The organism is Amycolatopsis sp. cmx-8-4 (assembly GCF_046548675.1).
In the GTDB taxonomy this organism is placed as follows: Bacteria; Actinomycetota; Actinomycetes; order Mycobacteriales; family Pseudonocardiaceae; genus Amycolatopsis.
This window is the reverse complement of sequence record NZ_JAEBDZ010000009.1, coordinates 25139-39218: the sequence shown is the minus strand read 5'-3', so window position 1 is coordinate 39218 and position 14080 is coordinate 25139. Positions and strand designations below refer to the sequence as shown.

Genomic DNA, 14080 nt, shown 5'->3' with positions numbered 1-14080 from the left:
GAGGACATTCCAGTGGCGAAGGCGAAGTTCGAGCGGAGCAAGCCGCACGTCAACATCGGGACCATCGGTCACGTCGACCACGGCAAGACCACGCTGACCGCGGCGATCACCAAGGTTCTGCACGACAAGTACCCGAACCTCAACGAGTCGCGTGCGTTCGACCAGATCGACAACGCGCCCGAAGAGCGCCAGCGTGGTATCACGATCAACATCTCGCACGTCGAGTACCAGACCGAGAAGCGTCACTACGCGCACGTCGATGCCCCCGGTCACGCTGACTACATCAAGAACATGATCACCGGTGCCGCTCAGATGGACGGCGCGATCCTCGTGGTCGCGGCGACCGACGGCCCGATGCCGCAGACCCGCGAGCACGTGCTGCTCGCCCGTCAGGTCGGCGTGCCCTACATCGTGGTCGCGCTGAACAAGGCCGACATGGTCGACGACGAGGAGATCCTCGAGCTCGTCGAGCTTGAGGTCCGTGAGCTGCTGTCCTCGCAGGAGTTCCCGGGCGACGACGCTCCGGTCGTGCGCGTCTCGGGCCTCAAGGCCCTTGAGGGCGACGAGAAGTGGGGCGAAGCCGTTCTCGAGCTGATGAACGCTGTCGACGACAACGTGCCGGACCCGGTGCGCGAGCTCGACAAGCCGTTCCTGATGCCGATCGAGGACGTCTTCACGATCACCGGTCGCGGCACCGTCGTCACCGGCCGCGTCGAGCGTGGCGTGGTCAACGTGAACGAAGAGGTCGAGATCGTCGGCATCAAGGAGAAGTCGACCAAGACGACTGTCACCGGTGTCGAGATGTTCCGCAAGCTGCTGGACCAGGGCCAGGCGGGCGACAACGTCGGCCTCCTCGTCCGCGGTATCAAGCGTGAGGACGTCGAGCGCGGCCAGGTCGTCGTGAAGCCGGGTACCACCACCCCGCACACCGACTTCGAGGGCCGGGTCTACATCCTGTCGAAGGACGAGGGTGGCCGTCACACCCCCTTCTTCAACAACTACCGTCCGCAGTTCTACTTCCGCACCACGGACGTGACCGGCGTCGTGACCCTCCCCGAGGGCACCGAAATGGTCATGCCGGGCGACAACACCGACATCTCGGTGGCGCTGATCCAGCCGATCGCCATGGACGTGAACCTGCGCTTCGCCATCCGCGAGGGTGGCCGCACCGTCGGTGCGGGTCAGGTCACCAAGATCATCAAGTGATTCGGCGCCCCGCCCGGGGCTGATACACCCCCGGGTCCGGGGCGTCAAATCACGTGTGCGACACTATTCAGGTTGCTCGTCCTGGGGCGGCCGATCCCTTTCGGGGGTCCGGCCGCCTCGGTGCGAGTGGTCACGGTCCGCGGAGCACTTTCCTTCGGGTGAGGCGAGCGGGCAAAGGCGGTGAGCCGACAGCGCTTGCGAAAGCGTGCCGGCTCATAGCCTCCTCACGTTGAGGAAGACCAGGCAAGACGACGATCCCGCGGGATCCGTCTGTGCGTCGGGCGCGACACGCCCGACCGCGTGGACCGGGGACAGGGCCGTTGAACTGCGGAAACTCGGGACCGGATGGCAACATCCGGGGCGGGTTTTGTGAGATAGCGGCACGAGACGACAAGGAACGAGCAGCCACCATGGCGGGACAGAAGATCCGCATCCGGCTCAAGGCCTACGACCACGAGGCGATCGACACCTCGGCGCGCAAGATCGTGGAGACGGTCACGCGCACCGGCGCCCGTGTTGTCGGGCCGGTGCCGCTGCCCACCGAGAAGAACGTTTACTGCGTCATCCGCTCGCCGCACAAGTACAAGGACTCGCGCGAGCACTTCGAGATGCGCACGCACAAGCGTCTGATCGACATCCTCGACCCGACGCCGAAGACGGTCGACGCGCTCATGCGCATCGATCTGCCGGCGAGCGTCGACGTCAACATCCAGTAAGCGTTGGGCGAGCGGCGGAGATAAGAGACTCATGTCTGACAGGCAAATGAAGGGCATCCTGGGCACCAAGCTCGGCATGACCCAGGTCTTCGACGAACTGAACCGGGTCGTCCCGGTCACGGTCGTCAAGGCCGGTCCGAACGTGGTGACCCAGGTTCGGACCCAGGACAAGGACGGCTACACGGCCGTGCAGCTGGCGTTCGGCGCGGTCGACCCGCGCAGGGTGAACAAGCCGCGCACCGGCCACTACGACAAGGCGGGCGTGACGCCGCGCCGCTTCCTTGCCGAGCTGCGCACCACCGACGCCGAGACCTATGAGGTCGGCCAGGAGATCACCGCCGAGGTGTTCGCCGCCGGCGTCGAGGTCGACGTCACCGGTACCAGCAAGGGCAAGGGCTACGCGGGCGTCATGAAGCGCCACGGTTTCAAGGGCCAGGGCGCGAGCCACGGTGCGCAGGCCGTGCACCGCCGGCCGGGCTCGATCGGTGGCTGTGCCACCCCGGGCCGCGTCTTCAAGGGCGTGCGCATGGCCGGCCGGATGGGTTCCGACCGCGTCACCACGCAGAACCTGACCGTGCACGCGGTGCGTGCCGAGGATGGCCTGCTGCTGATCAAGGGCGCCGTGCCCGGTCCCAAGGGCGGCCTGCTGTTCGTGCGCAGCGCCGCGAAGGGTGGTAACTCCGAATGACAAGCGTCGAGCTGAAGACCCCGGCCGGTAAAGCCGACGGCACCGTGGACCTCCCCGAGGAGATCTTCGACGTGCAGGCCAATGTCGCGCTGATGCACCAGGTGGTGGTGGCCCAGCAGGCCGCCGGCCGCCAGGGCACGCACGACACGAAGACCCGTGGCGAGGTTCGCGGTGGCGGCAAGAAGCCGTACCGCCAGAAGGGCACCGGCCGTGCCCGCCAGGGTTCGACCCGTGCGCCGCAGTTCGTCGGCGGTGGCGTCGTCCACGGCCCCACGCCGCGTGACTACTCCCAGCGCACCCCGAAGAAGATGAAGGCCGCCGCTCTGCGTGGCGCCCTCTCGGACCGGGCTCGCGCCGGCCAGCTGCACATCGTCACCGAACTGGTGACGGGTGAGAAGCCGTCCACGAAGGCCGCCAAGGCCGTTCTCGCCGCGGTGACGCAGGCGACGCGCGTGCTCGTGGTGCTGCACCGGGACGACGAGTACAGCTGGGTTTCCCTGCGGAACCTCCCCGAGGTTCACCTGATCTGGTTCGACCAGCTCAACACCTACGACGTGCTGGTCAACGACGACGTCGTGTTCACCAAGGCCGCTTACGACGGCTTCGTCGCCGGCCCCGCCCGGGGCAAGAGCCACAAAGCGAAGGCTGGCGCGCCCGCCGGCGCTGGAGGCTCGGACGCAGTGCGGTCGAGCGAGGTTTCGGAAGGGAGTGACGAGCAGTGAGTTCGGTCGCCATTGCCGATCCCCGCGACATCTTGCTCGCGCCGGTGATCTCCGAGAAGTCCTACGGACTGCTCGAGGACCACAAGTACACGTTCATCGTTCGTCCGGACGCCAACAAGACCCAGATCAAGATCGCGGTCGAAAAGGTGTTCGGCGTCAAGGTGGTCAGCGTCAACACGGCCAACCGCCAGGGCAAGCGGAAGCGGACTCGCGCAGGCTTCGGCAAGCGCAAGGACACGAAGCGCGCCATCGTGACTCTTTCGCCTGAGAGCAAGGCGATCGAGATCTTCGGCGGACCCACCGCGTAAAGGACTGAGCTGACATGGGCATCCGCAAGTACAAGCCGACGACCCCGGGTCGTCGCGGTTCGAGCGTCTCGGACTTCGCCGAGATCACCCGCTCGACTCCCGAGAAGTCGCTGCTGCGTCCGCTGAGCGGCACGGGCGGTCGCAACTCGTCCGGCAAGATCACCACCCGGCACAAGGGTGGTGGCCACAAGCGTGCGTACCGGCTGATCGACTTCCGCCGGAACGACAAGGACGGCGTTCCCGCCAAGGTCGCGCACATCGAGTACGACCCCAACCGGTCCGCTCGCATCGCGCTGCTGCACTACGCCGACGGTGAGAAGCGCTACATCATCGCACCGGAGAAGCTTCGCCAGGGTGACACGGTTGAGAACGGCCCCCGCGCCGACATCAAGCCGGGCAACAACCTGCCGCTGCGCAACATCCCGGTCGGTACCGTGATCCACGCGATCGAGCTCCGCCCCGGTGGCGGCGCGAAGATGGCGCGGTCCGCGGGCGCGAAGGTGCAGCTCGTCGCCAAGGACGGTCCGTACGCCCAGCTGCGTCTCCCCTCGGGTGAGATCCGCAACGTGGACGTGCGCAACCGCGCCACCATCGGCGAGGTCGGCAACTCCGAGCACGCCAACATCAACTGGGGCAAGGCCGGCCGTAACCGCTGGCGCGGCAAGCGCCCCACGGTCCGTGGTGTCGTCATGAACCCGGTCGACCACCCGCACGGTGGTGGCGAGGGCAAGACGTCCGGTGGTCGTCACCCCGTCAACCCGAACGGTAAGCCCGAGGGCCGCACGCGTCGCCGCAAGGCATCCGACGCGATGATCGTCCGCCGTCGCCGTACCGGCAAGAACAAGCGCTGAGCAGGGAGGTAGAAGAACATGCCACGTAGCCTCAAAAAGGGCCCCTTCGTGGACGACCACCTGCTCAAGAAGGTGGACGTTCTCAACGAGTCGGGCAAGAAGACCGTCATCAAGACCTGGTCGCGTCGGTCCACGATCATCCCGGACTTCCTGGGTCACACGATCGCGGTGCACGACGGCCGCAAGCACGTCCCGGTGTTCGTCACCGAGGCAATGGTGGGTCACAAGCTGGGGGAGTTCGCCCCGACTCGGACCTTCAAGGGTCACATCAAGGACGACCGGAAGTCGCGCCGCCGCTGAGCGGGCACGAGAGATCAAGGAACTAGCGATGAACGCCCAGAACGACGTAGCCGAGGCTCTGCCTGTGGCATACGCGCGGGCTCGCTTTGTCCGGGACTCGCCTACCAAGGTGCGCCGGGTCATCGAGCTCATCAAGGGACGTAGCGCCGCCGACGCCTTGGCCGTGCTCCGCTTCGCCCCCCAGGCGGCGAGCGAGCCGGTCGCGAAGGTGCTCGCGAGCGCCGTGGCCAACGCCGAGAACAACCTTCAGCTGGACCCGGAGACGCTCTGGGTCAAGAACGCGTACGCCGACGAGGGCCCGACCCTCAAGCGCATCCGTCCGCGGGCCCAGGGGCGCGCGTACCGGATCCGCAAGCGGACCAGCCACATCACCGTCGAGGTGGAGTCGCGTCCGGCCGCCGCGCAGAAGGCTCAGAGCAAGAAGAAGGCAGGTGGCCGGTAGTGGGCCAGAAAATCAACCCGCACGGTTTCCGCCTGGGTATCACCACGGACTGGAAGTCGCGCTGGTACGCCGACAAGCAGTACGCCGAGTACGTGGCCGAGGACGTCAAGATCCGGAAGCTGCTGGCGACGGGCATGGAGCGCGCCGGCATCTCCAAGGTCGAGATCGAGCGCACCCGTGACCGCGTCCGCGTCGACATCCACACCGCCCGGCCGGGCATCGTCATCGGCCGCCGCGGCGCGGAGGCCGACCGGATCCGCGGCGCGCTGGAGAAGCTGACCAAGAAGCAGGTCCAGCTGAACATCCTCGAGGTCAAGAACCCCGAGGCCGACGCCCAGCTGGTCGCCCAGGCGGTCGCGGAGCAGCTCTCCAACCGTGTGGCGTTCCGCCGCGCGATGCGGAAGGCGATCCAGACCTCCATGCGTTCGCCGCAGGTCAAGGGCATTCGCGTGCAGTGCGGCGGTCGTCTCGGCGGTGCCGAGATGTCCCGCTCCGAGCACTACCGCGACGGCCGTGTCCCGCTGCACACGCTGCGCGCCGACATCGACTACGGCTTCTTCGAGGCCAAGACGACGTTCGGTCGCATCGGCGTCAAGGTGTGGATCTACAAGGGTGAGCTCGTCGGTGGCCTGAAGGCCCGCGAAGCCCGTGACGCCGCCGAGCGCGCGCCGCGTCGCGAGCGCAGTGACCGGCCGGCCCGCCCGCGTCGTTCCGGCGCGTCGGGCACGACCGCCACCTCGACCGAAGCCGGTCGCGCTGCCGCTGCCGCCACGACCGAGGCGGCCCCGGCCACCGAGACCGCAGAAAAGACGGAGGGCTGAGACGTGCTCATCCCGCGCAGGGTCAAGCACCGGAAGCAGCACTCCCCGAAGCGCCACGGCGCCGCCAAGGGTGGCACGAAGGTCAGCTTCGGCGAGTACGGCATCCAGGCGCTTGAGCACAGCTACGTGACGAACCGGCAGATCGAGTCCGCTCGTATCGCCATGACCCGTCACATCAAGCGTGGTGGCAAGGTGTGGACGACCATCTACCCGGACCGCCCGCTGACGAAGAAGCCGGCCGAAACCCGCATGGGTTCCGGTAAGGGTTCGCCCGAGTGGTGGATCGCCAACGTGAAGCCGGGTCGCGTGATGTTCGAGATCAGCTTCCCGAACGAGGAGACCGCCCGCGAGGCGCTCCGTCGCGCGATCCACAAGCTGCCCATGAAATGCCGCATCGTGACCCGTGAAGGTGGTGAGTTCTGATGGCGAAGGCAGGTGCCGCTCTGGCATCGGAGCTGCGTGAGCTCACCGCGGAAGAGCTCGTCCTGCGTCTGAAGGAATACAAGGAGGAGCTCTTCAACCTCCGCTTCCAGATGGCGACCGGGCAGCTCGACAACAACCGCCGTCTGCGCACCGTCCGCACGGACATCGCGCGGATCTACACGGTCATGCGCGAGCGCGAACTCGGCTTGTCCGTGGCCCCCGACGCCGAGAGTGAAGGTGCCGCATGAGCGAGCCCACCACCGAGACGCCGGCCCGGAACGACCGCAAGGTCCGCGAGGGCTACGTGGTTTCGGACAAGATGAACAAGACGATCGTGGTCGAGCTCGAAGACCGCAAGAAGCACCCCCGTTACTCGAAGGTCGTTCGCAGCACCACCAAGGTCAAGGTGCACGACGAGAACAACGAGGCGGGCGTGGGCGACCGGGTCACCCTGATGGAGACCCGCCCGCTGTCGGCGACGAAGCGGTGGCGCCTGGTGCAGATCGTGGAGAAGGCCAAGTAAGCAGGGCTCTCTCGAGAGTCCTTAGTTCCGCAAGGCTCGCTCACTGTGACCTTTCACGAGCTGGCGAGAACCGGCGCGACATACAGGAGTTGACGTGATCCAGCAGGAGTCGCGGCTTCGGGTAGCCGACAACACGGGTGCAAAGGAAATCCTCTGCATCCGGGTTCTCGGTGGCTCCGGGCGGCGCTACGCCGGCATCGGCGACATCATCGTCGCCACCGTGAAGGACGCCATCCCGGCTGCCGGGGTGAAGAAGGGCGACGTCGTCAAGGCGGTCATCGTCCGCACGGTCAAGGAGCGTCGTCGTCCGGACGGTTCCTACATCCGGTTCGACGAGAACGCCGCCGTGCTCATCAAGAACGACAACGAGCCCCGCGGCACCCGCATCTTCGGCCCGGTGGGCCGCGAGCTGCGCGACCGAAAGTTCATGAAGATCATTTCGCTCGCGCCGGAGGTGCTGTAATGAAGGTGAAGAAGGGCGACACGGTCGTCGTCATCGCCGGCAAGGACAAGGGCGCCAAGGGCAAGGTTATCCAGGCTTACCCCGAGCGCGACCGCGTGCTGGTCGAGGGCGTGAACCGGATCAAGAAGCACACGCGGATCAGCCAGACCCAGCGCGGCGCGCAGTCCGGTGGCATCGTCACCCAGGAAGCCCCCATCCACATCTCGAACGTGATGGTGGTCGACGCGGACGGCAAGCCGACCCGGGTGGGTTACCGCATCGGCGAGGACGGCAAGAAGGTCCGGATCTCGCGCCGGAACGGTAAGGACATCTGATGACCACCGCAGAGAAGGTCGCGCCGCGCCTCAAGGTGCGCTACCGCGAAGAGATCAAGGGACAGCTGCAGGCGGAGTTCTCCTTCGTCAACGTCCACCAGATCCCGGGCGTCGTGAAGGTCGTCGTGAACATGGGCGTCGGTGACGCCGCTCGCGACAGCAAGCTGATCGATGGCGCGGTCAAGGACCTCGCCCTGATCACCGGCCAGAAGCCCGAGGTCCGGAAGGCTCGCAAGTCCATCGCGCAGTTCAAGCTGCGCGAGGGTCAGCCGATCGGTGCGCGCGTCACGCTGCGCGGCGACCGGATGTGGGAGTTCCTCGACCGGTTGCTGACCATCGCGCTGCCGCGTATCCGCGACTTCCGCGGGCTTTCGCCGAAGCAGTTCGACGGCCACGGTAACTACACGTTCGGTCTCAACGAGCAGTCGATGTTCCACGAGATCGACCCTGACTCCATCGACCGCCCGCGCGGCATGGACGTCACCGTCGTCACGACCGCCACGAACGACGACGAGGGCCGGGCGCTGCTGCGCAAGCTCGGCTTCCCGTTCAAGGAGAACTGAGCCGATGGCCAAGAAAGCACTGGTCCACAAGGCCTCGAAGAAGCCGAAGTTCGCCGTGCGCGGCTACACCCGTTGCCAGCGGTGCGGCCGCCCGCACGCGGTGTTCCGCAAGTTCGGGCTCTGCCGGATCTGCCTTCGCGAGATGGCGCACGCGGGCGAGCTGCCCGGGGTCCGCAAGTCCAGCTGGTAGAAGCGTTTCTTTATCTTTAACTCCCACTTCGCCACAGGCCCCGCTGCCCGGAACTCCCGGGTGGCGGGGAACCAGGCGAGAAAGGTTGACAGGTCACCATGACGATGACCGACCCGATCGCAGACTTCTTGACCCGTCTGCGTAACGCGAACTCGGCGTACCACGACGAGGTCGTGCTTCCCCACTCGAAGCTCAAGGCGAACATCGCGGAGATCCTCAAGCGTGAGGGTTACATCGCGAGCTACCGCGACGAGCCGGGCGAGAAGCACAAGAACCTGATCGTCGAGCTCAAGTACGGCCCCAACCGTGAGCGCAGCATCGCCGGCCTCCGGCGCGTGTCCAAGCCCGGCCTGCGGGTCTACGCAAAATCGACCGAACTGCCGTCCGTTCTGGGTGGCCTCGGCGTCGCGATCCTCTCGACGTCTTCGGGGCTGCAGACGGACCGTCAGGCCAAGCGAAACAGCGTGGGCGGCGAAGTCCTCGCCTACGTCTGGTAAGGAAGGGGGCACAGACATGTCACGCATCGGAAAGCTGCCGGTCGCCGTCCCCTCCGGGGTCGAGGTGACCATCGACGGTCAGCGCATCAGCGTCAAGGGCCCCAAGGGGACCCTGGAACACACCATCGCCGAGCCGATCACGGTCGAGCGCGACGAGGCAGGCACCCTGCTGATCAAGCGCCCGGACGACGAGCGCTACAGCAAGGCCATGCACGGCCTCACCCGCACGCTCGTGAACAACCTCGTGGTGGGCGTCACCGCCGGCTACGAGAAGAAGCTCGAGATCCACGGTGTCGGTTACCGCGTGCAGGCCAAGGGCTCGGACCTCGAGTTCGCCCTGGGCTACTCGCACCCGGTGAAGATCGAAGCCCCGGAAGGCATCACCTTCAAGGTGGAGACCCCGACCCGGTTCTCGGTCTCCGGTATCGACAAGCAGAAGGTCGGCCAGATCTCGGCCGTCATCCGCAAGCTGCGGCGCCCGGACCCGTACAAGGGCAAGGGCCTGCGGTACGAGGGTGAGAAGATCCGCCGCAAGGTCGGAAAGACGGGTAAGTGATCATGAGCGACACGACTACGAAGCGCAAGCCGGTGGGCAAGGACATCTCGACCCGCCGACGCGTTGCGAAGACCCGTCGGCACTTCCGGCTCCGCAAGAAGGTCGCGGGCACCGAACAGCGTCCGCGCCTGGTCGTCAAGCGGTCTTCGCGGCACATCGCCGTGCAGGTCATCGACGACCTCGCCGGCCACACGCTGGCGTCGGCGTCCACCCTCGAGGCGGACGTGCGGGCGCTGGACGGCGACAAGAAGGCCAAGGCCGCCAAGGTCGGGGAACTCGTCGCGGCCCGTGCCAAGAACGCCGGGATCTCGGCTGTGGTGTTCGACCGTGGGGGCAACGCCTACCACGGCCGCATCGCCGCGCTCGCCGACGCCGCCCGTGAGGCGGGGTTGGAGTTCTGACGACCATGCAGTTGCAGAAGCAAGAAGGGACAGCCTGATGCCGGGACGTACACGGCAATTCGGCGGCGGACAGGGCGGACCCGGCGGGCAGGGCGGCAACGACCGCAATGACCGTCGCGGTGGCGGCCGGGACCGGCGCGACAGCGGCCGTGGCGGGGCCGGCCAGGACAAGACCCCGCACCTCGAGAAGGTCGTGACGATCAACCGCGTCGCCAAGGTCGTCAAGGGTGGTCGTCGCTTCAGCTTCACCGCCCTCGTCGTCGTCGGTGACGGTGACGGTCAGGTCGGCGTCGGCTACGGCAAGGCCAAGGAAGTTCCCGCGGCGATCGCCAAGGGCGTCGAGGAAGCGAAGAAGAACTTCTTCCGCGTCCCCCGCGTCGGTGGCACCATCCCCCACCCGATCACGGGTGAGGAAGCCGCCGGTGTCGTGCTGCTCCGTCCGGCTTCCGCCGGTACCGGCGTCATCGCCGGTGGCCCGGTGCGCGCGGTGCTGGAGTGCGCGGGCGTCCACGACGTGCTGTCGAAGTCGCTCGGCTCCGACAACGCGATCAACATCGTGCACGCGACTGTGGCGGCCCTAAAGGGTCTGCAGCGTCCCGAAGAGGTCGCGGCCCGCCGCGGTCTCCCGCTCGAGGACGTCGCTCCGGCCCGGATGCTGCGCCAGCGCGCGGGTCAGGGGTCCTGACATGACTCAGCTCAAAGTCACCCAGATCAAGAGCAAGATCGGCACGAAGCACGCTCACCGCGAGTCGCTGCGCACCCTCGGGCTGCGCAAGATCCGCCAGAGCGTCGTGCGTGATGACACCCCCCAGGTGCGCGGCCTGATCCACACCGTCCGCCACCTGGTGGAGGTCGAGGAGGTCCAGGCATGACGGCCATCAAGATCCACCACCTGCGTCCGGCTCCGGGCGCCAAGCGCGAGAAGATGCGCGTCGGTCGTGGTGAGGGTTCGAAGGGCAAGACCGCCGGTCGCGGTACCAAGGGCACCAAGGCCCGGAAGAACGTGCCCGCCGGCTTCGAGGGTGGGCAGATGCCCATCCACATGCGGCTCCCGAAGCTTCGCGGCTTCAAGAACCGCTTCCGCACCGAGTACCAGCCGGTGAACGTGGGCGACATCGCCCGCGTCTTCCCGGACGGTGGCAAGGTCGGCGCCGAGGAGCTCGTCTCCAAGGGTCTCGTCCGCAAGGGCAAGCTCGTCAAGGTGCTCGGCAACGGTGACGTCGACGGCGTCAAGCTCGACGTGACCGCCGACGGTTTCTCCGGCTCCGCCAAGGAGAAGCTCGAAGCGGCCGGTGGCTCCGCCACCACCAACTGAGCTCGTTCGCAGTACTGACCGAAGGCCCGCCTGGCCCAGCCAGGCGGGCCTTCGGCGTTCCCGCGCCCTCGTGCGGCAGCCTTGCCCACCGGGCATTTCGCCTGGAAGATCAGCGAGTGGACACCCCTCAGCAGCCCCCGCCGCCCGCCACGACGCCGCGGCGGAAGCGAGCTCTCCTCGCACCGGGGCTCTACGCGCTGGCCACCGTGCTCATGGCCGGCGGGCTTTTCTTGCCGCTCTTCCGCGCCGTGTACCCGATTTCCCAGCTGCAGGCCGGCGCCCTGGCCGTCATCACGACGTCGGCGTGGGGCACCCGGATCGAGTTCACCGCCCAGGAGTCCCTCGCCCGGCCCAGCGCGCCCTTCGGCTTCCCGATCATCGTGATGGTGGTGCTGCTCGCCGCCGCGACGGGCCTCCTCCTCGCCCGCCGGCGCCTGGGCGCGTGGCTGGGCCAGGTGGGCGTGGTCTTCGCCGCCGGTGTCGTCCTCACCATCGAGATGGTCGGCCTCGGCCAGGGGGCGCGTGCGGACTACGACAGCATCGACCTGACCACCGAGCCGGGCATGTGGCTCCTCATCGGCGGCACGCTGGTGGCCGCGGCCGCGGCGGTGGTCACCCACCGGACGGCCGGCCACCGCGGTGCGGACTGGGCCGACCCGGCGGTGGCCTACGCCGACACGGACACCCCGCCGTCGGGGTTCGCGATGCCGGAGGTTCAGGCGCTCGACGGGGTCTCGATCACGGTCCTCCCGCCGGAAGCACCACCCGAGCGACCGGGCCGCTGAACCGGAGTTTCTTGCCGATACCGGATCCGGCGCGGAAGATCGCAGAGTGGACAGATCGCCGCAGGACCCGAACCCGCCAGACCCGTCCGACGGGCCGCGGCCTGCGGAGCCGTCCGGAACGCCGGAACCTGCGCATCCCGGGGCACCACGGCCTGCGGAGCCGGACGGCCCCGCGTCGCCGCTGGCCTTCCCGGTGGAGACGTCGGGGTCCGCGACGGGGGACTTGTTCGGCCCGGCCGACCCCGAGGCGGTGAAGCCCCCGGCAGAGCGACCGGCGGCGAAGGGGTCGCCCTTGGCGTTCCCCGTGGAGGCGCCCCGGCCCGGACCCGCCGGCTCCTTCCCGGTCGAACCGCCGCGGCCCCCGCAACCGCCGCTTTCGCTGTCCGACAGCGAAAGCCCGCCCACCGAACCGGTCCCGGTCGCGGTCCTGCCCGGCTCGCCGCCGGCCGCACCGACGGCACCGGCCGAGACACCCGCTCCGGAGGCCCCGCAACCGGCCACCGGACCGCCGCGGGTGCTCGCGCCGATCCTCGTGGTGCTCGGTACGGTGCTGGTCCTCGGCGCGTGCTTCCTGCCGCTGCTCCGGATCGAGCAGCACGTGACGCCCCAGCAGACCTTCTTCACCCCCAAGCTGGTCTTCACCGAGTCCGCGTGGAGCAGCCAGGTCTCCGCGGAGGGCAACTACTCGATCGACCAGCCCGCCGCGCCCGTCGGGATCCCGATCGTGGTCGCGGTCGCGGTGCTGGCGGCCGCGGCGGTCTTCAGCTTCACGAGACGATCCGGCCGGCTCGGTGTCCGGCTCACCGTGATCGGGGCGAGCTTCGCCGCCGGCGTCGCCGCCACCATCGGGATGAGCGCCTTCGGGTTCTCCTCCGGCCTCGGTGACCAAGGCCTGGACGTCAGCCTCGGCCTCGGTCTGTGGTCGCTGATCCTCGGCGTCGTCCTCGCCGCCGCGTCCGCGGTACTGGGCCACCTGACGCCCGCCGAGCCGAGCCCGGCCTGGGCGGACCCCGGCGCCGCCTACGCGGACACGCCCACCCCGCCGTCCGGCATCGCCATCACCGTGCTGCCGCCGGAGGATCCGGAGCGCGGTTAACCGCTCGCCGCCGTCGTTACGGTGGACGTGGAGGTGGTCGTCGTGTGGGTACTGGTCTTCTTCGGCGCGTCGGTGCTCGTCGCGCTTACGCCAGGGGCGAACAACCTGCTCGGTCTGCACCACGGCATGACGCACGGTGTTCGCCGCGGGCTCGCCGGGCTGGTCGGCCGGCTGGTCGCGTTCACGCTGTTGATCACGGCCGTGGCGGCCGGGCTCGGGCAGCTGCTCGCCGCGTCCGAAACCGCGCTCACGATCATCAAGTGGGCCGGTGCCGCCTACCTGCTGTGGCTCGGATCGCGCCTGCTGTGGTCCACGATCCGCCGCCGTGACGACGCCGGCGAAGCCGCCGAAGCGGCCGAACAGCCCACAACGCCGGTGTCCGCGTGGCGGGTCGCGCGCAAGGAGTTCGGCGTCGCGATCACGAACCCGAAGGCCATCCTCGTCTTCACCGCCTTCGTCCCGCAGTTCATCGATCCAGCTCACGGGCCCTTTCCGGCGCAGATCGCGCTGCTGGGCGGGGTGTACCTGCTGGCCGAGTTCCTGGCCGGTTCGGCCTACGTCGGCGTCGGCGCCGCGGTGAAGTCGATCAAGCCGTCGCCGCGCGCGCGGCGCAACGTGGACCGCGGTACCGGAGTGGTCCTGGTCGGCCTGGCCGGCGTCCTCGCGACGGCCAATTCCTGAGCCGGAAGGGCCCGGATCCACCATGATCACGGCCCGGTGTGTCAAGGAATACAGCCAAGACGCCGAAGTGGATCAACCCGCCGGAGCAACCTTGGTACGGAAAACGCACACGCACTGCGGACACGCCCTGTGAAGCTGTTAGAGTCGGCGACACGCTTCGGGACGAGTGTGCCCCGAAGCGTTCCTGGCTTGCGTGCCAGTAGTGCTGTGTTCCCGCCG

The 14080-nt window shown here is 68.0% G+C and carries 25 protein-coding genes; all 25 read left to right on the top strand.

The window, feature by feature from the left end; translation table 11 throughout:
• The first annotated feature begins 12 nt into the window (after positions 1 to 12).
• Positions 13 to 1206: an elongation factor Tu gene (gene tuf / locus ACLJQZ_RS20435; protein WP_247060516.1), complete on the top strand. Its 1194-nt coding sequence runs from the start codon at positions 13 to 15 to the stop codon at positions 1204 to 1206.
• Positions 1207 to 1616: 410 nt separating this feature from the next.
• The gene (gene rpsJ, locus ACLJQZ_RS20430; RefSeq protein WP_003102098.1) at positions 1617 to 1922 is read left to right on the top strand and encodes a 30S ribosomal protein S10; all 306 of its coding nucleotides are present in this window, start codon (positions 1617 to 1619) and stop codon (positions 1920 to 1922) included.
• 31 nt (positions 1923 to 1953) lie between these two features.
• The gene (gene rplC / locus ACLJQZ_RS20425) at positions 1954 to 2610 is read left to right on the top strand and encodes a 50S ribosomal protein L3 (RefSeq protein WP_247060517.1); all 657 of its coding nucleotides are present in this window, start codon (positions 1954 to 1956) and stop codon (positions 2608 to 2610) included.
• Complete coding sequence (gene rplD, locus ACLJQZ_RS20420) at positions 2607 to 3332, top strand: 50S ribosomal protein L4 (RefSeq protein WP_410621536.1); 726 nt, start codon at positions 2607 to 2609, stop codon at positions 3330 to 3332. The genes rplC and rplD overlap by 4 nt, the downstream gene beginning before the upstream one ends.
• Entirely contained in the window at positions 3329 to 3640 is a 312-nt protein-coding gene (rplW, locus tag ACLJQZ_RS20415) for a 50S ribosomal protein L23 (RefSeq protein ID WP_091618496.1), read from the top strand. The genes rplD and rplW overlap by 4 nt, the downstream gene beginning before the upstream one ends.
• A gap of 14 nt (positions 3641 to 3654) precedes the next feature.
• Positions 3655 to 4491 carry a 50S ribosomal protein L2 gene (gene rplB, locus ACLJQZ_RS20410; RefSeq protein ID WP_247060519.1) on the top strand — a complete coding sequence of 279 codons (837 nt, stop codon included), beginning with the start codon at positions 3655 to 3657 and terminating at the stop codon, positions 4489 to 4491.
• An 18-nt stretch (positions 4492 to 4509) separates the two neighbouring features.
• The gene (gene rpsS, locus ACLJQZ_RS20405) at positions 4510 to 4791 is read left to right on the top strand and encodes a 30S ribosomal protein S19 (protein ID WP_026468892.1); all 282 of its coding nucleotides are present in this window, start codon (positions 4510 to 4512) and stop codon (positions 4789 to 4791) included.
• Between the two features lie 28 nt (positions 4792 to 4819).
• A complete protein-coding gene (rplV, locus tag ACLJQZ_RS20400) occupies positions 4820 to 5233 on the top strand; it encodes a 50S ribosomal protein L22 (protein WP_247060520.1) in 414 nt (137 codons plus the stop codon).
• The gene (gene rpsC / locus ACLJQZ_RS20395; protein WP_247060521.1) at positions 5233 to 6054 is read left to right on the top strand and encodes a 30S ribosomal protein S3; all 822 of its coding nucleotides are present in this window, start codon (positions 5233 to 5235) and stop codon (positions 6052 to 6054) included. The genes rplV and rpsC overlap by 1 nt, the downstream gene beginning before the upstream one ends.
• A 3-nt stretch (positions 6055 to 6057) precedes the next feature.
• Entirely contained in the window at positions 6058 to 6477 is a 420-nt protein-coding gene (gene rplP, locus ACLJQZ_RS20390; RefSeq protein WP_004558864.1) for a 50S ribosomal protein L16, read from the top strand.
• A complete protein-coding gene (gene rpmC / locus ACLJQZ_RS20385; RefSeq protein ID WP_247060522.1) occupies positions 6477 to 6725 on the top strand; it encodes a 50S ribosomal protein L29 in 249 nt (82 codons plus the stop codon). The genes rplP and rpmC overlap by 1 nt, the downstream gene beginning before the upstream one ends.
• The gene (gene rpsQ, locus ACLJQZ_RS20380; RefSeq protein WP_013222609.1) at positions 6722 to 7000 is read left to right on the top strand and encodes a 30S ribosomal protein S17; all 279 of its coding nucleotides are present in this window, start codon (positions 6722 to 6724) and stop codon (positions 6998 to 7000) included. Before rpmC ends, rpsQ begins: the two co-directional genes overlap by 4 nt.
• Positions 7001 to 7094: 94 nt before the next feature.
• The gene (gene rplN / locus ACLJQZ_RS20375) at positions 7095 to 7463 is read left to right on the top strand and encodes a 50S ribosomal protein L14 (RefSeq protein ID WP_004558867.1); all 369 of its coding nucleotides are present in this window, start codon (positions 7095 to 7097) and stop codon (positions 7461 to 7463) included.
• Positions 7463 to 7777: a 50S ribosomal protein L24 gene (gene rplX / locus ACLJQZ_RS20370; protein ID WP_328445526.1), complete on the top strand. Its 315-nt coding sequence runs from the start codon at positions 7463 to 7465 to the stop codon at positions 7775 to 7777. Before rplN ends, rplX begins: the two co-directional genes overlap by 1 nt.
• The gene (gene rplE, locus ACLJQZ_RS20365) at positions 7777 to 8340 is read left to right on the top strand and encodes a 50S ribosomal protein L5 (protein ID WP_247060525.1); all 564 of its coding nucleotides are present in this window, start codon (positions 7777 to 7779) and stop codon (positions 8338 to 8340) included. The genes rplX and rplE overlap by 1 nt, the downstream gene beginning before the upstream one ends.
• Positions 8341 to 8344: 4 nt before the next feature.
• Complete coding sequence (locus ACLJQZ_RS20360) at positions 8345 to 8530, top strand: type Z 30S ribosomal protein S14 (protein ID WP_020643210.1); 186 nt, start codon at positions 8345 to 8347, stop codon at positions 8528 to 8530.
• A 98-nt stretch (positions 8531 to 8628) separates the two neighbouring features.
• Positions 8629 to 9027, top strand: a complete 399-nt coding sequence (gene rpsH, locus ACLJQZ_RS20355) for a 30S ribosomal protein S8 (protein ID WP_247060528.1) — start codon at positions 8629 to 8631, stop codon at positions 9025 to 9027.
• Between the two features lie 16 nt (positions 9028 to 9043).
• Entirely contained in the window at positions 9044 to 9583 is a 540-nt protein-coding gene (gene rplF, locus ACLJQZ_RS20350) for a 50S ribosomal protein L6 (protein WP_326946018.1), read from the top strand.
• Positions 9584 to 9585: 2 nt separating this feature from the next.
• Entirely contained in the window at positions 9586 to 9984 is a 399-nt protein-coding gene (rplR, locus tag ACLJQZ_RS20345) for a 50S ribosomal protein L18 (protein WP_247060532.1), read from the top strand.
• Between the two features lie 37 nt (positions 9985 to 10021).
• Positions 10022 to 10669 (top strand): 30S ribosomal protein S5, encoded by a 648-nt coding sequence (gene rpsE, locus ACLJQZ_RS20340; RefSeq protein ID WP_247060534.1) that lies wholly within the window; start codon positions 10022 to 10024, stop codon positions 10667 to 10669.
• A gap of 1 nt (position 10670) precedes the next feature.
• Complete coding sequence (gene rpmD / locus ACLJQZ_RS20335; RefSeq protein ID WP_247060536.1) at positions 10671 to 10856, top strand: 50S ribosomal protein L30; 186 nt, start codon at positions 10671 to 10673, stop codon at positions 10854 to 10856.
• Positions 10853 to 11299, top strand: a complete 447-nt coding sequence (gene rplO, locus ACLJQZ_RS20330; RefSeq protein WP_326946019.1) for a 50S ribosomal protein L15 — start codon at positions 10853 to 10855, stop codon at positions 11297 to 11299. The genes rpmD and rplO overlap by 4 nt, the downstream gene beginning before the upstream one ends.
• Positions 11300 to 11415: 116 nt before the next feature.
• Positions 11416 to 12084, top strand: a complete 669-nt coding sequence (locus tag ACLJQZ_RS20325; RefSeq protein ID WP_410621535.1) for a hypothetical protein — start codon at positions 11416 to 11418, stop codon at positions 12082 to 12084.
• 292 nt (positions 12085 to 12376) lie between these two features.
• Positions 12377 to 13180 carry a hypothetical protein gene (locus tag ACLJQZ_RS20320; protein WP_410621534.1) on the top strand — a complete coding sequence of 268 codons (804 nt, stop codon included), beginning with the start codon at positions 12377 to 12379 and terminating at the stop codon, positions 13178 to 13180.
• Between the two features lie 21 nt (positions 13181 to 13201).
• Positions 13202 to 13861 (top strand): LysE family translocator, encoded by a 660-nt coding sequence (locus ACLJQZ_RS20315; protein WP_410621533.1) that lies wholly within the window; start codon positions 13202 to 13204, stop codon positions 13859 to 13861.
• Positions 13862 to 14080: the final 219 nt, after the last annotated feature.